Source organism: Nonomuraea sp. NPDC054003 (assembly GCF_055585125.1).
Map to the genome: position 1 here is coordinate 66161 of NZ_JBVJKR010000025.1, position 19288 is coordinate 85448.

Consider the following 19288-nt stretch of genomic DNA (forward strand, 5'->3'; position numbering starts at 1 on the left):
TGGACCGTGCGTACCTGGTTCGAGCCCGGAGAGGCCGAGGAGTTCGAGGCGACCAAGGACCTGCTGATCCGGCGGTGCGTCACCTGGGCGAAGGAGCACGGGCATCCAGCCGATGGCCTGCTGCTCTCCGCCGCCGTCGACGCGCGGCACGAAAGCCGTGACGGCCGGCTGGCGTACTGGGACGGTACGCGCATCAGGTTCTTCCTGCTGCGGTACGTGCCGTACAAGGTGACGGCTTCGCGGGAGGAGCTCGACCTCGCCCCGGAGGTGCTGCGCACGTACCTGCGCTATCTCGACGTCACGGGCCTTCGCGACCCGCGCGGCGCCACGCTCGCGGAGGCGGAGGAGATCATCGCCGGGGCGCAGGCGGAGTACGCGTCCGCGCTCGACGATCCCACGCTGCGAGGGTTGGCGACGTTCTGGGCGCACACGGCTCTCGACCAGGGATTCGATCTCACCGTCCCGGGGGCGTTCGAGCGGTTCAAGCGCGAACTCGACGCCGGACGCGTCCCGTACGACCAGCAGGTGCTCGACAAAATCATGCAGAACCGCTTGGTGTACGGCGGCATCGACGAGGAACGCGCCTTCCCTCAGCCGCCTGTCTCCCTGCCCCCCGCGTCCGAGCTGGCGGAGGCCGCCGGGCGCAGCCGGACCGTCCAGCGCCTCATCACCCTGGCCGATTGGGTGGGCAAGGACGGCCGCGCCCTCACCGACGCGGGCAACCTCCGCGTCGCCGACGCCCTCGAGGTGTCGGCCCTGCTGGGCACCGGCGAGGACCAGCTGCGCGTCCGCAGCGCCGCCGACCTGCCGCAGCTCAACCTGCTGCTCGCCTGGGCCAGGAAGCTGCGGCTGACCCGCACCAGCAAGGGGCGGCTGCTCCGCGTGGCCAAGGCCGTACCCCTGCTGCGCGACCCGGAGACGCTGTGGGGTCGCGCGTTCGAGGTCCTGCCGGAGCTGGGGCGCGTGGTCACCGTGCCCGTCGCGACGTGGCGGCCCGAGCCCATTCTGGCCGAGATCTTCGACGAGATTCTCCCGGACGTGCTCAACTCCATGTACGGGCTGGACGAGATGCCTGTGGTCCGGCTCGAAGAGACGGTGTGGCTGGCCTGCCAGGAGTACGTCGTTCTCGACGAGGAGGAGCACCGGCTTGATCTCTTGCGCCGCGAGGTCGCCCGGGACCTGGGACGCATGTTCGAGGTCCTGTCCGACCTCGGGGCCGTGGAGCTCACCCACGGCCCCGCCGACCCCCTCTACGCGAGCGACCTCGACCACGACGACCAGCCCTTGCCGCCGGACGCGGTCGAACGCCTGCGCGCCGCCCTCTCCGAGTCCGACCTCCCGCTGGTCCGCCTCACTCCACTCGGCGTGCGCGGCGTCCGCGACCGCCTCCTCGCCGAGGGCCGCGACGCTCCCCTCGTCGGCGAACTGGCCACCGCCCCGCCGGCCGAGCTGCTCGGGGTGCTCGCCCAGCACTATCCACCGGAGGACGCCGTCGCGGAGCTCCAAGGATGGCTGGCCCGGCCGGGGCAGGACGTCGAGATGTTGGTGCAGGCCGTACGGGACTGCCCGTTCCGTACGCGGGTGGGGGCGATGCTGCGCGTGCTGGCCGGCGCCCTTCCCGAAAGGCGGCTGCTGCAGGACCTACGGCACGACCCGGTCCTCGGGCCCGCCGTGTGGACGCAGCTCATCGATGCGGGGGAGATGAGGCCCGGGTCGTTGAGCGAGCGGGAGAACCTGCTGCTGGGGGCGGAGAACTTCCTGTCGGTGCTGGAACTCGCGGGGCCTGAAGGGCTTGTCGAGCAGCTCAGGAGAATGGGGGGCGGGGACGCGGACGAGTTCCTGGAGGCGATCCTGGCGTCGGGGCACCCTGATGTCGTGGGGTTGCGGGAGCTACACGAGCTGGTGGCCGAGCCGCTCCGCAGGACCGCCCGCCACCCCCTCCGCCTCGTCCCCACCCGGCCGCCGGGAGCCCGAGGTCGCCGGAAGAAGCGTAAACGCTGATTTTGATCATTGAACTGCGCGGCCAGGTTACGGGTTGTCCGGGTCGACCGGTTCCAGGGGCCGAGTGGCCGGACCGTGCAGGACAGCTCCGTCGGGTCCGAATCGGGAGCCGTGGCAAGGGCATTCCCAGGTCTGTTCGGCCTGGTTGAAGGCGACGACGCAGCCGAGGTGGGTGCAGGTGGCGGAGACCGCGTGGACGACGCCTGCCGCGTCGCGGGAGACCGCGCACCGCCGCCCGCCGATACGGACGATGGCGCCCGATCCCGGAGCGACGTCGTCGACCGAATCGGCGTGGGAGGGGCGCAGCCGATCGCCGATCAGGTGGCGTGCGGCCTTGGCCTGGAGCTTGGCGATGGGGCCGGCTTCACGCAGCGGGTGAAGCCGCCGGGGATCGTACAGCTCGGCCCACGGCAGATCGTGCCCGGTGATGAGAGCGGAGATGAGTTTGCCGGACATGACGCCGTTGCTCATGCCCCAGCCGCCGAATCCGGTGGCGACGTAGACGTGCTTGGCGCCGGGGTGGAAGTGGCCCACGTAGGGCAGGTGGTCGGTGCTGGTGTTGTCCTGTGCCGCCCACCGGTGGCTGATCTGTGTGCCGGTGAACCGGTCGCGGGTCCAGGCGGCCAGGCGCTGGAATCGTTCGCCGGCGTCGCCCGAGCCGGGGTCGGCGGTCTCCCCTGTGACGATGAGCAGGCGCTGCCCGTCCCGATACGGGGTGGTGCGGATCGACCGGGTGTTGTGCTCCGAGGTGATGTACATCCCGCCCGGGTCCTGCTCAGCTGGGATCGGCGCGGCGACCACGAGCTCACGCCGCGGCTCCAGCCGGGAGAACATCAGCGCCCGGTCGAAGATCGGATAGTGCGTGGCCACCACGACATCGCCGGCGGTGACCGTGGTGCCGTTCTCGCACGCCAGCCGGCACGGCCGCCCCTCCTCCAGCCCCATCACCCGGGTACGTTCGAACACCCGGGCGCCGTCGTCGGCCATCCGCCGCACCAGGGCGAGAAGGAACTTACGAGGGTGGAACTGGGCCTGGTCCTCCACCCGGACGGCCGCCGCGACGTCGAACGGAAGACCCGTCCGGGTCACCAAGGAGGCGGGCAGTCCGGCCTGCTGGGCCGCCTCCACCTCAGCGGTGATCTGCTCGGTCTCCCCGCCGGACTCCACATAGGTGTAGGCGGGCAGGCGTTCCAGGTCGCAGTCGATCCCCAGCTCGGCCGCGGTCGCGAACACGTGCTCGACCGCGTCCTGTTGCGACTGCGCGTACAGCCTGGCAGCCTGCTCCCCGTGCGACTTGCGCAACCGTGCGTAGATGAGCGTGTGCTGTACGGACAGCTTGGCGGTGGTGTAGCCGGTGACGGCCCCGGCGACGCGGTCCGCTTCGAGCACGACGACCGAGCGCCCCGTCCGCGACAACTCCCACGCCGCGCACAACCCGGCGATCCCACCGCCGACGACGGCGACATCGGCGGTGATGTCCTGCTCAAGCGAGGGGAACGAGGTGGTGGGGGTCGACTCGACCCAGTACGACTCGGGCACTCCCGGAAGCGCTGCCATGACGGACGCCCTGCCCTCGCGCCCGCCGGTTAGACGCACCACCGGTTATACGCACCGAGAGCCTCGAAGACGCCGATGGCGGTGACGCGGCGGGCCGCATAGTGTGTGGCGTAGATCGTATTTCGGGGCCGAGTTCCGGACGAGACCAGGGGCGAGCACGGAGATGACGTCAGAAGCCTCGGCGACACCGGCCGACGTGGCCACCTCCGGCAGGGTGCCGCTCGACGCGCTGGACGTCCCTCGCAGGTCGGGCGCCGAGCCGTTCACCGAGGCCGGGGCCCCGGCCGGTGCCACCTTGGCCGACTTCTGGGGATGGGCGTGCTCCGACGTGGTCGGCAACAGGCTGCGCGGCGTCCTCGCCGAGTACATCGTCGCCCTGGCCCTGGAAGTTCATGACGGTGTCCGTACGGAGTGGGACGCGGTCGACCTGGTGTTGCCCAGCAAGCTGAAGGCCGAGGTCAAGTCGGCGGCCTACCTGCAGTCATGGAGCCAGCGGCAGCCGTCGGCCATCAAGTTCACCATCGCCCGTGCCAAGGGCTGGGACGCGCGGACGGATGTGGTGGCGGCCACGCCGGAGCGGCCCAGCGACGTGTACGTCTTCTGCCTCCTTCACCACACGGACAAGCGGACGATCGACCCGCTCAACCTGGACCAGTGGGAGTTCTACGTCACGTCGACGGCGGAGCTGGAGGCGGCGTTCGGCGACCGGACGCAGATCTCGCTGGCGGCACTGCGGACGATCGTCCCCGTCCCCGTACCGTTCGGCGGGCTCAAGGACTGCGTGCTCTCCTGGCAGGGCTCACGCAAGGTCGTCCCACGTGACGTCCGGATCGCGTTCGAGGTAGGTGACCGCGATGCTCGCGGCCGCCATGCCGAGCAGTGACCAGTCGGAGGCGGCGCTCGCCGTGGTGGGATTGGCGGGCACGCGCCGGGTGAGCAGGTCCGGGTCGGACAGTGACATCAGCACCAGGCCGCGCATCGCCGCACAGGCCAGGGTCGCGATCAGCGGGAAACTGCCGCCCGTCTCCGGCCGCAGCCGGTAGCCCAGCGCCGTCGCCACCGTCTCCCAGCCGCGCGCCACGCGATCGACGAACCGCTGCTCGGAGCGGGCCAGCGCGGCCTGCACGTCGGCCCGCAGGTCCCCTTCCGGCAGGCTCAGGAACGTGGCCTGCAAGGCCAGGTACGTGCGCCACTCCGGGGAGCCGTGGACCGCCTCGAAGTCGCTGACCGCGGTCACCCGCAGGAGTTCGGTAACCAGGTCGTGGCGGCCCTGAGGCGAGGCCAGGTCCTCCGAACGGCCGGACAGGACCTCACTGAGCACCTCCCCGGTGGTCTCCAGGGCCGGCGCGGAGGCGGGCGCGGCGCCGCGCGCCAGCTCGCGCAGCAGGTCGCTGAAGAACAGGTCCTTGTACGGCCAGCGGCGGTAGACGGCTGTCCTGGACACCCCGGCGTCACGGATGACGTCCTCGAAACCCAGGTGGTCGAGCCCCACGGTCAGGCCGTCGCGGTGGACCATCGCCACGGCCGTGTCGAGCATCCGCCGTTCGGTCTCCTGGTCGCTGAGTCGGGCGCGGCGCCGGGCGGGGCCGGTGGGCCTCGACGGGGCGTGGTCCGGCGGGTAGTTTCGAGCCATGAGACATGGTATCCCAAGTTCCATTAGTGGTGTGGCGGTGTTCTTCCCGCTGGTGTTCCTGTTCAGCGTCCCGTTCGTGGTGGTGGGGTCCCTGTCCGGCGCGCAGATCGTGCCGGGCGTGCCTCTGTCGGGGCTGGCCTTCGTCTGCCCGGCTCTGGCCGCGGCCGTGCTCGTCCACCGCGAGGGCGGGATGGACGGGGTGCAAGCGCTTGCCGGACGCGCCTTCGACGCCGGCCGGGTCAGTCGCAAGGCGTGGTTCGTGCCCGCTCTGCTGCTGTACCCGGCCGTGGTGGCCCTGTCGTACGTGCTGTTACGGCTGTCCGGCACCCCGTTGCCGGACGCGCACTTCTCCGTGGCCTCGGCGCTGTCGCTGGCCGCCGCGCTCTTCGTGGGCGCGCTGTGCGAGGAACTGGGCTGGTCGGGCTACGCCACCCAGCCCTTGCAAGCCCGCTGGGGACCGGTGTGGGCGGCCCTGACCATCGGGTCGGCCTGGGCCGTCTGGCACTGGCCGGCGCTGCTCCAGGTGGGCCGCCCGGTGTCCTGGATCGCCTGGTGGTCGCTCGGCACCGTCGCGGCGCGCGTGATCATGGTGTGGCTGTTCGCCCACATGGGCGGCAGCGTCCTGGCCATGGCGCTGTTCCACATGACACTCAACCTGGCCTGGCAGCTCTTCCCGGTCGACGGATCACATTTCCCCGTGGCGCTGGTGGCGGTGCTGATGACGATCGTGGCTGTGACCATCGTCGTGCTGGACTTCAGTAGAGCGAAGGCAGCGTCCGCGCGACCGCGTCGTTGAAGCGGTCGAGCAGCGGTTCGAGACCTTTGCTGTGCTGCCGCGCCTCGTCAAGGCTGCCGGCCCAGATGGAGTCGCCGGCCACTTTTTCGACCTCCGCGGCGAGCGAGCGAATGCCGTCATCGAAAACCCGGGCCCGGGAGGACTTCAACAGGAGCAAGGCCGTGGACCATCCGACGGCCGTGGGCGTCTCCCATCGCCGTGCCGGCCACTGCCCTGTCTCTTTCGAGACGGCGATGAGCCTGTCGAGTTCGGCGTACGCCGATTGGACCAGATCCGTTATCGCGCTCTGGAGAGTGAGGATGCTGTCCCGCTGGAACGTGTCGCGCGCCGTCCGTCGCTCCCGTTCGTACTGACGATCGCTCTGGTCCGTCTCACGCTTGCCCTTCTGGACTTCCGCATAGATCGTCACGATCGCCGTGATGACAGAGCCCACCAGGACTCCGATTAAGCCGAAAAGCGCCTCGCTCACGTTGGCCCTCTTCCCTCAGATGCGGTCAGCCGGGTGTCCTCCCACCATCATGGGGCTGCCTTCGTCGGAGCCGCTCGCCTCCGACAGACGGCTCCATCCGTACACATCCACAGGAGGTGGGCCCACCCGGGCCCACCTCCTGGTGCGGGTGGTGTCAGACGATCGGACCCTCACTGGCGAGTTGGACGCCGGGGCGGCCGTTCTCGACGACGTACGTGGCTCGGGTGGATGCCGGAGCGCCGGGCCGGTCGACGTACGGGAGCACCCGGAAGTCGGTGCTCCACAGGTCCTCGGTCACCGTGCACCGCAGGTATCCCCGCCGGTAGTTGGCGAACTTGATGTGCGGGTTGGCGCGTACCGACAGCTGCGAGTAGGAGTCCATGTCGGAACCGTTGCCCTCGGCGCTGATCGAGGTGCAGACGAACTCGCTGGCCAGCACCGGGGCGGCCGGGTCGCGGTAGTCGGCCTTGATGTCGCCGGCGTGGTGCCGGTGGCGGTCGCCGGTCAGCACGACGAGGTTGTCGACCCCGCGGTTCCGCGCGCCGTCGAGCACCCGGCGGCGGTTCGCGTCGTACCCGTCCCAGGGGTCCATGAAGACGGAGACCGCAGCGGTGTCGTCCATGTCGGTCTCGGCCATCGGCGCCTGGTTGGCCAGCACCTGCCACCGGACGCTGGAGCGCTCGAAGTTGTCCAGGAGCCACCGCTCCTGCTCCCAGCCCATCATCGTCCGGTTCGGGTCGAGGCTGTCCGGGTTCGGGGCGGCCAGGCCGCCGCCGGCCGCCTGGTCGTCGCGGTACTGCCGGGTGTCGAGCACGTTGATGTCGAGCAGGTCGCCGTAGACGAGCCTCCGGTACAACTGCATGTCCGGACCGTTCGGCAGGGCCGACGCGCGCAGCGGCAGGTTCTCGTAGTAGGCCTGGAAGGCGGCGGCGCGCCGGTCCATGAAGCCCGGGATGTCGGCAGGGTTCTGCGGGATGTCGTCGGCCCAGTCGTTGTCGACCTCGTGGTCGTCGAGGGTCACCGCCCAGGGGTGGGCGGCGTGCGCCGCCATCAGGTCCGCGTCGCTCTTGTACAGGCTGTACTGCAGGCGGTAGCGCTCCAGCGTGACCGTCTCGGGGGACAGGTAGTCCGGGACCGTGGTCTGCCGGGTGCCGCCGTTCGCCGGTACGCCGTTCTCGTAGATGTAGTCGCCGACGTGGAGGACCAGGTCGAGGTCATCCTCGGCCATCCGCTGGTACGCGGTGTAGAAACCCTGCTGCCACAGGGCACAGCTGGCGACCGCCAGGGAGACCGAGCTGACGTGGGCGCCGTGGGCCGGGGCGGTCTTGGTCCGCCCGACGGGACTGATGTCGGTGCCGACCTTGAACCGGTAGAAGTAGTGCCGGCCGGGTCGCAGGCCCCACACCTCGGGGTGGACGGAGTGGTTGAGCTCGGGCGTGGCGACGGCGGTGCCGCGCTTGACGATCCGGCGGAAGCCCTCGTCCTCGGCGACCTGCCAGTGGACGGGGACCCGCCGCCGCGGCATACCGCCCGACCCGTCGGCGGCGAGCGGATCCGGGGCGAGGCGGGTCCACAGCACGACGGAATCCGGCAGCGGGTCACCGGAGGCGACACCGAGCTTGAACGGGTTGTCCGGCAGACCGCGCTGCAGCGGCGTCGCCCCGGCCGGGCCGGGGATGGCACTGGTGCCGAGGAGTACGGCGGCCGCGCCGGCGCCGCCGAGGAAGCCGCGTCGGCTGAGGGTGCGTCCGAGCGGAGAGCTCATGGAGGGGTGTCCTTCGAAGATCAACGGTGAAGCAGCGATGCTAACGGCGGGGGGTGAACCACGGATTGGCGGTACGTGATCGGCGGGGAAATGCCAGGTACGGTACAAGATCGCTACTTTGTCCACAACTGGTGCTTGACCTGTGGGTGTCAAGAAGATCGGGCGGGACTCCGTGAGACCGGAGGCCCGCCCGTGGCTGCGCGCTGGTCAAGATCGAGTGCCACCGGCAGAATTCGAACCGGCGTGAGCCGCGGCTGAGGGCGCGCGTGGCTGCTCATGGGCGAGTCTGGCGGATGAAGACCTGCGGCTGAGAAGCCACAGGTCAGACTGGCTGATCCTCGATCGGGCGGCCGAAGGTGACGGCCTCCAGCACGGATTGCGGTGCCGTGTCGCGGAGGGCGGCGTCGGGACGTGCGCCGAGCGCGTCGTTGACGGTCGAGAACGCGATGCGCAGTGCCACGAAGACGGTGACCGCGAAGATCTGACCGTCGTCGTACCCCGCTTCCCGCAACCCGCGCACGTCCGTCCGGTTGATCCCGTTGGGGTCGCGTGCCACCTTCCGCGCCCAGCCCGCCAGCACTCGCTCCCGGGGCGTCAATCCGTCGTCGTCGCCCCGCAGCACTCCCGACGCCACACGGGCGTCGGCGGACTCGGCCAGCTTGTTTCCCCAGGCCAGCGAGCAGTATGAGTCCCCCATGGCCGAGGCGCAGGCGGTCACCAGGATGCCGCGGGTGCGCAGGTCGAGCCCGCCTGCCTCGACGCACTGCCGTAGCAGGTCGAACAGTCCCGCGATGGTGTCCGGCTGGTGGGCCCACAGCCTGGTGAGGTTCATGACATAGCCGCACTCGGCCAGGTCATCGTCGAACAGCTGCCGTACCTCTGAAGTCATCTCCGGAGGTTGGAGGAATCCGCTCATGAAGTTCTCTCCCTTCCGCAGGAAGAGTGGTCGAGCGTACTTGCCAAACGCTTGCCAACCGCTCGTAGCCGAAGAGGGCTCGGCATGCCGGCGGTGGGTGAGCCGGTCCCTCAGGGGTGGATCAACTAAGGTGCCCGTTCATGCACGGAATCCGAAGGATGCCGTCTATCCTCACGCTCGTGCGGAAAACGAGCGTGGCGCTGATGGCGCTGCTGGTCCTGACCGGTTGTACGCAGCAGGCTGGTGAAGACGGGCTGCTGGACGCGATGGCCAGCGTCTCGGGGGAGGGACCCGCCGCGGCGTACTTCGAATACGGCGAACCGGCCTGGTGGCGTGACCTCGGCGTCGATGCCGGCTCCGGCGGGGATCGCCGCTGGCTTCCCGCGGCGGTCTCAGGTCTCGGAAGCCTGGGCGCCGCTTGGCAGACCCTGCCACAGGCCACCGGCATGGCTCCCGCGACCGGCACCCGGGCGATCTCGATCGGCGTGCCCCCGCAGCAGGCGTTCCGGTTCGACGGCGACGTCGACTCGGACGCCGTACGGACGAAGCTGACCGCTCTCGGCGCCAAGCCCCGCACCATGGGCGGCCACGAAGGGCTCTCCTTCTCCCCTGGAGCCGAGATAGACCTGTCCCGGCTGATCGTTCCCGGGCTGACCAACCAGCTCAACCAGGTCGTGGTCACCGACTCCCTGGCAGCGGCGGCCTCCACCCCCGGCCCGCTGGAGGCCATCCTGGGCGGGGAGCGTACTTTGGCCGACAATCCCGCGCATGCCGCCGTGGCCGCCTGCCTCGGCGACGTCGCCGCCGCCACGATCATGGCCCCGTCTCCTCCCGGCGCGGTCACACTGTACGGCGTCGGGCTGCGCCGCCCGGCCAGCCTGGACGACCGGCCGGTCAACGTCATCTGCGTGCTGCCGTCAGCACCCGCCGCCGCCGACGTCGAACGCGCGCTGACAACCCGCCTCACCCCTGAGGGAAAGATGCGGGACGGCGGGACCTTCGGAACGTACGCCCCAGAGATCGCACACGATCGGATCACCTCGGACGATCATGTGGTGCTGAGAGCCGTCCTCACGCTGAGCGGCACCAAGTCCGTGATGTTCGCCAACCAGATGCTGGTTCGGAACGAGCTCCAGGGCCTGATCAACTCATCACGTTGATCCATTGCGTCGCCTATGTCAGCATGCGCACCTGTAATGTTAGTTGGGCTTGGGAGTACATTCATGTAGTTCGCCGTAGCGTTTGCGGGCAATGGTGAGCAATTGCGTCAAGTCGCTCACCGGGTCACGCCCTTTCGCCACTTCCGACAGATCAACGCTGATCCATGGTCGTTCGTCCCCGCATCGAAACAACATCATCGTGTAGTACGGTCTGGTGCGCGGCAATCGAGCGGTATAAGCGATGAGCCCGGTGCCGAGATCCTCCGGAAGTGCAGCCAGTTGACTCTTGCCGTAGTTCTCGCGTGCGATGTCCAAGACGCCGTCACCATCTCTTACCGACCACACGAGGGAGAGTCGGTCATAATCATTGCGAAGCGCACATTGCCCATGAGTCGTGGGCACACCAGTCTTGCGCTCCTCGACCGTCACAGTAAGGCCAGTGATCGCCCGGACTGCCTGCTGGGGGAGGAAGTCACACCAGTAGGGTGAGGAGTCGACGACAGGACTGGTCGAAGCTTTGGCCTCTGGACCGGGCGACGGCGGCGAAGTGGCATCGGTACAGCCGGCGGCCAGTGCAAATAACAGTGTCAGGCCGGCGACGGTGCTGCGGGACTGTCGGGCAGCTCGAAACGGCATGTCAGTATCCAGTGATGTTGAGGTTGTCGTGCGTATGGTCACGGGCCGTGTGCACGGTGTTCGCCAACTCGTTGGAGCTGCTTTCTATGATGGAATGCCGATGTGCCCATTCCATGGACGGAATCCATGTCCGGTGGGTGTCCTGGGAACGGCGGGTCAGACTGGTATCACCGCTGAAGTAATGTCGCGCTCCGTACTCGATATTTAGAGTTCGATACATGGCTGAGAGCCCTCGGATGACCTTGCCGACGATGCTGGTGCTGCAAGTGCTGCTCTCCGATCCGGCCAAGCGCCGTTATGGCCTGGAACTGTGCGAGAAGACCAAGCAGCATCCCGGTACGGTCTACCCGATCCTGGCGAGGCTGGAGCGTGAATTCGGCTGGCTCGAGCGGCACGAGGAATCTCCGGCCGAGCACCTGGCCGAAGGCCGCCGTGCCCGCCACTACTACCTGCTGACCGACAAAGGCGCGGTGAAGGCGCGCGCTGCGCTCGATCGGGCTGAGCGGTCGCGCATGGCCGTGAGCTTCCGGACGGCGACGTCATGACTCACCCGGTAACCCCGCTGTCGACCGAGCTGAGCGCCGGATTCACGGCCGTGGAACTCGGCAGGATCCAGCGCGCTTACGAACTTGCCGCCCATTTTCATGCGGGCCAGGTGCGCAAGAGCGGCGATCCGTACATCACCCATCCGGTCGCCGTCGCGGAAATCGTCGCCGAGGTGCGTCTGGACTGCGACAGCGTTTGCGCCGCTCTGCTCCACGACGTGATCACGGACACAGAATGCACCTCCGCGCGGCTCCGCGCCGAGTTCGGTGACGAGATCACCGGCCTGGTCCAGGGTATGAGCGACCTCGACCGCCAGTACGATCAAGCCGCCATCGACGGCGCTGACGATCGCGTCCTCACGCTGAAAGTGCTCGATCGACTGCACAACATGCGGACACTTCAGCCCTTGCCTCTGGCCAAGCGACAGCGCAAGAGCCGGGAAACAGTGGATCTCGTAGCACCGGCCGCAAGACGTCTCGGCCTGCAAGCTATCGCGGATGAACTCGAAACGATCGCTCGTCAACACCTACCGAGTGACACCGGCCTGGCGGGCCGCGTTCTCGCCCTCGCGTCGATGATCCTCCCTGCGGCGTTCAGAGCGAGCTATCGGAAGGAATGGCTCGGCGATCTCGAACAGTTACGGGGCCGCCGGGCTCGTGCATGGTTCGCGGTCGGGCTCGTGTATGGCATGCCCGCCCTCGCCTTGGCCTTACGCCGCTCGCCAGGGCGGACATCGAAGACCTGGCTGTTGGCGGTGTCACACTGGATACTGCGCTCAAATTCCCGCACATGGGCCCCGCTGGCCCTGTTCTTGGGTTGGGTGGTCATGGAAATCGCACAGAACAGTCTCGGTGACGCAATCGTGGCCCTGATAACCGTGCCTCCAGTTTTCCACGCCGGTGTCGGATACCTTCGCGCGAAGTTGGGTCTCAGCACATCGGACGAGTAGCCTCCGCATTGTGTCCCCAAGCTGGTTGGACTGTTCTACGCGTCTGGTCGGCCAGTGCCTGCACTACGTCGCTTCAGGGCTGCATCGATGTATTTCACCAAATCGGTCGCGCGCTATGCGGAGCAACGCGACGAGGTCTGCGACCACGTTCCGGCCCTTGGCCACCTCTGAGAAGTCGATGCCCATCCAGGGTCTTTTGTCGCCGCATCGGAACAGTATGAAGGCGACGTAAGGGCCTGTCCTGGGCTCGCCCTCGGTGTAGGCAATCAGCCCTTTTCCGAGGTCAGGCGGTAGGTCTGCCAGTCGCCGGCGACCGAAGTTCTCCTGTGCGAGGTCAAGCGCGTTATCGCCACCACGGATCGACCAGTTGAGGGAGAAGCGGGTGTACTCATTCCTCAGCAAGCATCCACCATGGGTGGTCGGCACGCCGTCTTTGTTCTCCTCCAGCGGTATGGACAAGCCGCTGATCAGGCGCACTGCCTGCTGCGGGATGACATCACACCAGTAAGGACCTGAAGCACTCACCGGGCGTAGGTCCGCCGTCGCCGGGGGCGGAGATGGGGGACCGCTCTGCTTACTGCAGCCGGATGTCAGCGCCAGCGCGAGCAGGGTGCCGAGGATCGTGGCCAGAGTACGTGTAGACATATCAGTAGTTCCGGTCGATGCCGAGGTTCTCGTGAACATCCACGCCGGCACTGTTGTCCATCGCCTCTTTCACGGTTTGCAAATCACTCTCGATCTTGGCGTGCCAGCGTGCCCACTTGATGAATTGATCGAACATGGCCGGGTCCGCCACGATCTCGTCGAGCGGCTTGAGAGCAGGAGGCTGGCCGTCTGTGGCGAATATTTTTCCCTTGAGATCCGCTCGGGCCTCGGTGTTCCATTGACCGTGTGCGATCCTGGCGCTGAGCATCATTGTCTCAATCATCGACATGGTCATCGTGCGATCGTTGCTCGCCTGCTGCATGGCCGACCCTGTGGTCATACCGTCCCGCAGCATCCGGTCAACCAATAACGCCGAGAGCTTCTCGAACGCCATCGGGGTGAGCTTCTCATGCGCCTTGTCGCCCAAGAACCCGAAGCGAGTGGCGAATTTCCCCGCCGGTCCGGTCAGCTCGCTCAGCACACTGTTGATCATTCCTTTCATCTCCTCTTTGACCTGCTCATCAGTCTTGGCTTGGGCCAACAAGTACAGTCGCCGGGTCTCCAGGATGTGGCCCATGAAGCGTGCCTCCGGAATGAGTACGTCCTCTATCTGCTCCCCGCCGTCCCGCCGGTAGGACTCGTGGACCATGCTCAGCATCCGTTGGACCTCGGCCTCCACCAAGGATTTCGTGGCAGCTGCGTCGGATCCCACGAAGGCCAGCAGCCGATCCATCTCAGCATGATTGATGCCTTTCAGATCTGGCTTGCGTTCATCGAAAACGGTGAAAACCTTGTCGATGTGCGCGGCCATAACTGATCCGATCGGGCCGGCCAGGAATGACAGTCGCTTCAGCTTCTCTGTGTCGGTGATCTGAAGCTTGCCGTCGCCGCCACGTCCGAAGACGCCATCGAGTTCGTTCTTGAGAATGACGAGCGCCTCGTTCGTGTGTTTGAGCGACTCCTTGTCCTTGCTGCTCAACGCCGTGCGCAGCAGCCCTGCGAACGGGGCGTGGTTCCCCGTCTTGTTGAAGCCGTCCAGTCGGTCGGTGAGCAGGTACGCCATGATCGACTTGTTCCAGCCCTTCGGGGTGTGGAAGAGCAATGCCTGCGCGGCCGGCAGCGAATACTGGGCCGCCTGGGCCAGGTCATCGATGACGCTCGCTTTGATCGGCTCTCCCGGCTGCCCCATCCGCGGCCCACCTGGCTGCATGGAGTCGCTGATTCCGAGCACCGTGGCCAGGTCCATGCTGTTGGCGTAAGGAGTTCGCGAGTCGGACAGCTCCTTCTGATGCACGATGGCGTCCCTGCCGACCACTTCCATGAACCGTTCGGAGAAGGGCGGCTTGCCGTCGCTGGCTCTCCATATCAGCGCCTGAGCCTGGTAGCCGACGTAGGTCACTTCGAGCGCCTTGTGCTCGGCCCGCCCTTCCTCGACCAACTGATTCAGGAAGGCCTCTCCCATGAACGCCTCGTCTTTTGGGTTGGTCCCCTTCGCCAGTGTGGTGGCCAGCAGTTTCATGACCTGCTGGACTTGTTTCACCTGTTGTGGATCACGCGTGGAATTGACATTGGCGCGCACCTGCAGGCCCAGCGCGGCCGGAAGTTCGGTGACGCCCTTGGCTCCCAGCTTGGCGAGGAAGGTCTTGACGAACTCCGGATCGTTCACCCTTCCCGCGTACTTCTGAAGCTCCGCCATCGCCTTGCGGTCACCGCGGCCGGCGGCGGCCGCCGCCTTGGCAGCCAGTGTGCCGTCGAGCTGTCCTTGGGCCTGGCGGAGCGAGTCCGGCACCGCGATAAGGGATCCCGTCGCTACGGACGTTCCAAGGGTGATTTTGTGCCGCTCGATCTCACGGACGATGCGCTGCCGTTTGCGAAGATCATCTGCTTCCTGGCCGACCTGTGTCGCGAGCTTTCTGATTCGTTCCGCGGGAGTGGTGTCGAGCCCTGCGCTCGTGAGCTCTCCGTATAACAGGGAGGCCAGCTTTTCCATTTGCGCGGCGGCTGCGGTGTGACGGGTGACAAGCATGTCGAACTCCGGCAGCTTGACTCCGCTGAAGCTCATCTCGTCTTCACCAGCTCATCCCTGGCCATGGCGACGGCCTGGGCGAGCATCGCATGCAGTTCCCGCTGAGAGTTGTGCACCGACTGATCGAATCGGCTGCCCGTCGGCCCCACCCAGGCGTCGGCTTCCATGAGCTGGCAGGAAGCGTGCAGAGTCCACCAGTTGTCGTCGGACAGCTTCTGAATGCGTTGCACCGCTGCCTGCATGAGCTCGCGATCAGGACCAGGCATGCCGATCTCCTCGTACAGCTGTCAAGGGCCCCAACTGACGATAACCCCGTACGAGTCAATTGCCTCGGTAACCAACCTTTTTGAGATTCCTCCCAACATGTTTGACCCGAAGGGCGAGAGGCGTACGTACAAGTACGAATCGCTGTGTGCAGGCCTGACGAATCACGAGCAAATGATCATGCGGCTATGGGCGCGCACGGCGGACAAGTTTTGCGATCACATCAGAAAGAGCCTCGACAGCGCTGCCGGCGAATCAGACCGATCCGCGCCGCCACGACCCTCCGTCGTCCTGCTCGGCTACCCGCCGCCAGCAGGGTGCCGCCCTGGCGTTGCGATCCCGCTCTTCGGATCCGGGTGCCCTCACAAGAGTGTGCGCCGCCCCACGGTGACCTTCCTTCTTCGGAAACGCCTCCGGCGGCGACACTTCTGCGGGTCGGCCAATGGTGGCAAGGCGCATCGCGGAGCTTCAACCCACGGCGATCGTGGAATGCTCTGCGTGCGATCACCACGGTCGGGAGGTTCGGCGTGTTCCAAAAGATGGTGCGAGCCCTCACCGGAACTGCTTCAGCGCAACGGCAGGCAGCTGAGGACGATGCGTGCGCTTACGGAACGCAGCTGCTCAGTGAGGCCCGCGAGGAACTCAACCGGGCGGACACCAAGGCCCAGGTTCTTCTCGGCATCGTGGGCATTGGCCTCGGCGCCGTCATTGGCGGCCTCCTCGCAGGAAGCTGGTCACCTTTTACGTTGTCCAATGCCATCGAGTGGCTGTGGTGGGCAGGGGCGGCGGCTGCTCTTGCGTCCGTGATCGTGCTCGCCAGCGCGGTCTACCCGCGGCTGGATCGGCGAAAGATGCACGGCGCCGCCATGTACTACGCCGACATCCTTCACCTTGACTCCCCGGCGACCGTCGCCAACGCTCTCATGCGGTCGTCGGCACTGGACCTGGAGCGGATCGCTGATCAGCTGTACCGGGTCAGCCACATAGTCGGGCAGAAGTATCGCCTCATCCGGTGGGGGTTCTGGCTACTCCTCGGTGGAATGGCGGCCACAGTGAGCGCGGCGCTCATCGACGTCGTGCTCACTGAGTCCCCTCCCTGACCGCGTCGCCGCCGAATGACGGCACTCTGGCGAGCACCTCACGCTCGGCCTACCAGCAGCGTGTCGTCCTCCAGCGGCGGAACGGGCAGGCCGAGAAGTTCCAAGGTCCTGCGGAGCACCGTTTCGTTGCTGACGACGAAGTTGAGCATGTCCTCCCTCTCGTACCGCTGCATGATCGTGTCGACGGTGCCGAGCAGTTGTTGTGCTCCCTGCTGCCGCTGCTCGACGAGTTCAGCGATGATCTGAGGTAGGTGGTCCGGTGAGACTGCCAGTTTGATCGCGTGCTCCACTTGGGCGCTTCCCACCACAGCGGTGAGAAAGTCCTGCCATTTCTGCCGGACCTCGTCTGTGCTCTCGATCCGGAGCAGCGCGGCGGCGGCGTCGGCTCTGATGTCATGCTGTTTCCTGTAGGCATCCCGGTTGAGCTGGCGTATCTCCTCGGGAACGTCGACCTCGGCTCTGACCGCCCACCGGTAGACACCCGTCATCGAGCCTGAGATCGCTTGGAGCCTGTCGTTCGTGGCCTGTTCCGCCGCGCCCGCCGCGGTGATCTCGAATTGCCGGGTGGTCGACCGTACCTCCTGACACGCGCGCTGGAGGACCGCCTCCACCTCCGGTACTTCATCGTTGAAGACGGCTCGGGCCCGTACTCCGCCCGAGGTCGCGGTTCGAAAGAGGGTGACGGAGAAGTTGTAAGCGTCGCCCTTGGCAGGCGAGGCCAGAATGAACGGCTCGATGTTCACGGGCGGTTCGGGCTCGGGCAGGTTCTGCTGGATGTGGTAGAGCCTGGGTGCCAGCCATTTGCGCATGAGATCAGCTCCTGTGAACGAGTTGACGCAGGTGATGGTGAAGTTCGGCGGAGATCTCGCCATGGTGCCGCCAGAACCGGAGGTAGAGCAGGGCCCGCTCGGCGTTCCGCCCATCGGTCAGGCTGAAGATCTGATCCGTGATCTCCCGTACAGTGGGCCGCTTGTCGTAATGGCGGAGCCATTCGTTCAGCAACAAATCCCAGGACTCGGGGACGGCCAGGCGCCCCTTTTCCTCGTAGCTGAGCGCGTTGCGCCAGAGTGTCGCCAGAGAGGGATGGGGATCGAGCTCGCTCAGATGCTGCCGTTCGGGCCCCGAAACGGGCAGCGCGGCCAGTCGTCCGAAGGCGAGGGCGGCGCCGCGACGACCAGCCGATCCTCCCTCACGGACCCAGTCGGCGAGATGGTTCATGATGATGGGCGCGGTGTCTCTGCGATAGAGGTACGCGATGGACTGTGCCACGTCGTGGTGGAACTTGACGCCCCTGCTCAGGACCAGGGTCCGGAACGCGGCGAGGGCTTGGTCAGGTGCGGAGAGACCGACGGACGAGGCGTAGGCGCGGATGGCGATCGCCTTCTTCGCATCGTTGCCTCGGATCATGAGATCGAGATGGAGGTGGACGCGGCGTGTCATCGAGGGGTCCTCGGCGGTGGCTTCCAGTGCCAGTGCCGCGAGCTGATGGTCCCGGGATCGGCGGGACTGGCTCCATACCTCCAGGAACCGCTCGTTCACGAGGGCGAAGTCGAAGGTCGCGAGCTTACCGACCGCGTGCCCGACCTTGATCCTCGTATGCGAAGATCCCTCACTGCCGAGCCAGATCAGCCAGTCGACCAACGAGTCGCGGATGGTCGGCTGGTCTTCCCAGATGACGCGCAGCATGACGGCCGCCAGCTTAGGACGTCTGAGCCTTATGCTTCGCCCGCCGCCGGGCCCGGCTGGTGTGGCCTCGGCATCCACGTAACTCAGCCAGGCCGGCAGCTTCTCCCACAGTTGGACCGGTTTCGGCGAGTGATCACGACGCCACTTCTCGTCGAGCCGTTCGGCCAGGGCCAGCGCCGCGCCGGAGATTTCCGCCTCGGGCAGGCCGTGAAGTACGGCGATGCTGGTCATGAAACACCGGCCCAGAGTCGGCCTGCGCTTTTCGAGATTTTCGCCCACCTTCGCGCGCATGCGGTGGAAGCGCCGGTTCAGCATGGTCTCGATGGAGCTGCCGGACTCTACTGCGCCGACCACCTGCCTGACCAGTTCAACTACCTGCCAGGGCGTGGAAAGGGCGCGAATCTCCTCGTCCAGGATCTGCTGATCGTCCCGAGCAAGCCCTGCGATCGATGCCTGAGCGGACAGATGCATGGCGAAGACTCGGCGGTTCGGCGGTGGATCGTGGTCGACCACGGGCGCGATGGACGATCGGACATGCTCCGGCACCAGGACGATCACCCTGCAGTTCGCGTTGACGCCGGCACGCTTAAGACTCGTGGCCACCCTGTCCACGTCATCGGGCGTATCGACCAGGTCCAGCAGATAGCCGTGCCCCGACTCCAGTTTCCAGTCGCGGGGATTCGGCGTGCTTGCTCCATGCGGAATGATCCAGCTCGCCCTGCCACCCCAGTCGAGCAGCGCCGCCAGGGCCGTGGTCGCCTTTCCCGTCTCTGCCGCGCCACTGAGCAGGACCAGGCGCTGACTGTCGAGCAGCCTGAGCGTTTCGGCTTGCGACTGGGTAGGTACCAGCGTTCGCCGTAGGTCCTCGATCTCGTTTTCCGTCAGTTCGTGGATCGTCGCTGTCGGTTGCGGCCGCCCCTGGCCTACGTGTATGTCGCCCTGGGCGAACCAGATATTTCCCTTCTTGACTCGGTTGCTCACCTGGCCTATCAGGTCCCGGGCGCCGGAGCTCGGCAGTTCGTCGGCGTACAGGTCGTCCAAGCTCGGCCGCGTCCAAGATCGTGGTGTATGAGGTTCAACCACTCTGCGATCTAAATCCTATTTAAGCAGCAATAGCACTATTAGTCACACTTGCATCA

At 66.6% G+C, this 19288-nt stretch carries 18 protein-coding genes; 7 read left to right on the forward strand and 11 right to left on the reverse strand.

Annotated elements, in window-relative coordinates:
* The first annotated feature begins 6 nt into the window (after window positions 1-6).
* Window positions 7-2001 (forward strand): hypothetical protein, encoded by a 1995-nt coding sequence (locus ACZ6YG_RS42170; protein WP_466021038.1) that lies wholly within the window; start codon window positions 7-9, stop codon window positions 1999-2001.
* 27 nt (window positions 2002-2028) lie between these two features.
* Here the strand turns inward: ACZ6YG_RS42170 and ACZ6YG_RS42175 are convergent, their stop codons facing one another.
* Entirely contained in the window at window positions 2029-3558 is a 1530-nt protein-coding gene (locus ACZ6YG_RS42175; RefSeq protein ID WP_466021039.1) for an FAD-dependent oxidoreductase, read from the reverse strand.
* 163 nt (window positions 3559-3721) lie between these two features.
* On the opposite strand from ACZ6YG_RS42175, the gene ACZ6YG_RS42180 reads away from it, so the two are divergent.
* The gene (locus ACZ6YG_RS42180; RefSeq protein ID WP_466021040.1) at window positions 3722-4441 is read left to right on the forward strand and encodes a hypothetical protein; all 720 of its coding nucleotides are present in this window, start codon (window positions 3722-3724) and stop codon (window positions 4439-4441) included.
* Here the strand turns inward: ACZ6YG_RS42180 and ACZ6YG_RS42185 are convergent.
* Window positions 4358-5191: a TetR/AcrR family transcriptional regulator gene (locus tag ACZ6YG_RS42185; protein WP_466021041.1), complete on the reverse strand. Its 834-nt coding sequence runs from the start codon at window positions 5189-5191 to the stop codon at window positions 4358-4360. The genes ACZ6YG_RS42180 and ACZ6YG_RS42185 overlap by 84 nt on opposite strands.
* Window positions 5192-5222: 31 nt before the next feature.
* Between ACZ6YG_RS42185 and ACZ6YG_RS42190 the strand changes: the two genes are divergently transcribed.
* Window positions 5223-5987 (forward strand): CPBP family intramembrane glutamic endopeptidase, encoded by a 765-nt coding sequence (locus ACZ6YG_RS42190; RefSeq protein ID WP_466021042.1) that lies wholly within the window; start codon window positions 5223-5225, stop codon window positions 5985-5987.
* Here the strand turns inward: ACZ6YG_RS42190 and ACZ6YG_RS42195 are convergent.
* From ACZ6YG_RS42195 to ACZ6YG_RS42205, 3 genes are all read right to left on the reverse strand, one after another.
* Window positions 5947-6456, reverse strand: a complete 510-nt coding sequence (locus ACZ6YG_RS42195) for a hypothetical protein (RefSeq protein WP_148034956.1) — start codon at window positions 6454-6456, stop codon at window positions 5947-5949. The genes ACZ6YG_RS42190 and ACZ6YG_RS42195 overlap by 41 nt on opposite strands.
* A 154-nt stretch (window positions 6457-6610) precedes the next feature.
* A complete protein-coding gene (locus ACZ6YG_RS42200) occupies window positions 6611-8221 on the reverse strand; it encodes an alkaline phosphatase D family protein (RefSeq protein WP_466021043.1) in 1611 nt (536 codons plus the stop codon).
* 322 nt (window positions 8222-8543) lie between these two features.
* Window positions 8544-9110 (reverse strand): carboxymuconolactone decarboxylase family protein, encoded by a 567-nt coding sequence (locus ACZ6YG_RS42205; RefSeq protein ID WP_466021044.1) that lies wholly within the window; start codon window positions 9108-9110, stop codon window positions 8544-8546.
* A 206-nt stretch (window positions 9111-9316) separates the two neighbouring features.
* Here ACZ6YG_RS42205 and ACZ6YG_RS42210 point away from each other — a divergent pair, with 206 nt between their 5' ends.
* A complete protein-coding gene (locus ACZ6YG_RS42210) occupies window positions 9317-10297 on the forward strand; it encodes a hypothetical protein (protein ID WP_466021045.1) in 981 nt (326 codons plus the stop codon).
* Between the two features lie 39 nt (window positions 10298-10336).
* On the opposite strand, the gene ACZ6YG_RS42215 is transcribed toward ACZ6YG_RS42210, so the two are convergent.
* The gene (locus ACZ6YG_RS42215; RefSeq protein ID WP_466021046.1) at window positions 10337-10933 is read right to left on the reverse strand and encodes a hypothetical protein; all 597 of its coding nucleotides are present in this window, start codon (window positions 10931-10933) and stop codon (window positions 10337-10339) included.
* 218 nt (window positions 10934-11151) lie between these two features.
* Between ACZ6YG_RS42215 and ACZ6YG_RS42220 the strand changes: the two genes are divergently transcribed.
* Both ACZ6YG_RS42220 and ACZ6YG_RS42225 read left to right on the forward strand, forming a co-directional pair.
* Window positions 11152-11478, forward strand: coding sequence for a PadR family transcriptional regulator (locus tag ACZ6YG_RS42220; RefSeq protein ID WP_466021047.1), 327 nt, complete (start codon window positions 11152-11154; stop codon window positions 11476-11478).
* On the forward strand, window positions 11475-12428 hold the full coding sequence (locus ACZ6YG_RS42225) for an HD domain-containing protein (RefSeq protein WP_466021048.1): 954 nt from the start codon (window positions 11475-11477) through the stop codon (window positions 12426-12428). The genes ACZ6YG_RS42220 and ACZ6YG_RS42225 overlap by 4 nt, the downstream gene beginning before the upstream one ends.
* Window positions 12429-12491: 63 nt before the next feature.
* On the opposite strand, the gene ACZ6YG_RS42230 is transcribed toward ACZ6YG_RS42225, so the two are convergent.
* The 3 genes from ACZ6YG_RS42230 to ACZ6YG_RS42240 all read right to left on the reverse strand — a co-directional run bounded on the left by ACZ6YG_RS42230 (window position 12492) and on the right by ACZ6YG_RS42240 (window position 15365).
* Window positions 12492-12887, reverse strand: a complete 396-nt coding sequence (locus ACZ6YG_RS42230) for a hypothetical protein (protein ID WP_466021049.1) — start codon at window positions 12885-12887, stop codon at window positions 12492-12494.
* A gap of 187 nt (window positions 12888-13074) precedes the next feature.
* A complete protein-coding gene (locus ACZ6YG_RS42235; RefSeq protein ID WP_466021050.1) occupies window positions 13075-15135 on the reverse strand; it encodes a hypothetical protein in 2061 nt (686 codons plus the stop codon).
* The gene (locus tag ACZ6YG_RS42240; RefSeq protein WP_466021051.1) at window positions 15132-15365 is read right to left on the reverse strand and encodes a hypothetical protein; all 234 of its coding nucleotides are present in this window, start codon (window positions 15363-15365) and stop codon (window positions 15132-15134) included. The genes ACZ6YG_RS42235 and ACZ6YG_RS42240 overlap by 4 nt, the downstream gene beginning before the upstream one ends.
* 525 nt (window positions 15366-15890) lie before the next feature.
* Between ACZ6YG_RS42240 and ACZ6YG_RS42245 the strand changes: the two genes are divergently transcribed.
* A complete protein-coding gene (locus ACZ6YG_RS42245; protein WP_466021052.1) occupies window positions 15891-16463 on the forward strand; it encodes a Pycsar system effector family protein in 573 nt (190 codons plus the stop codon).
* A gap of 38 nt (window positions 16464-16501) precedes the next feature.
* On the opposite strand, the gene ACZ6YG_RS42250 is transcribed toward ACZ6YG_RS42245, so the two are convergent.
* Both ACZ6YG_RS42250 and ACZ6YG_RS42255 read right to left on the reverse strand, forming a co-directional pair.
* Complete coding sequence (locus ACZ6YG_RS42250) at window positions 16502-17272, reverse strand: hypothetical protein (RefSeq protein WP_466021053.1); 771 nt, start codon at window positions 17270-17272, stop codon at window positions 16502-16504.
* Window positions 17273-17276: 4 nt separating this feature from the next.
* Window positions 17277-19190: a hypothetical protein gene (locus tag ACZ6YG_RS42255; protein ID WP_466021054.1), complete on the reverse strand. Its 1914-nt coding sequence runs from the start codon at window positions 19188-19190 to the stop codon at window positions 17277-17279.
* Between the last annotated feature and the right edge of the window lie 98 nt (window positions 19191-19288).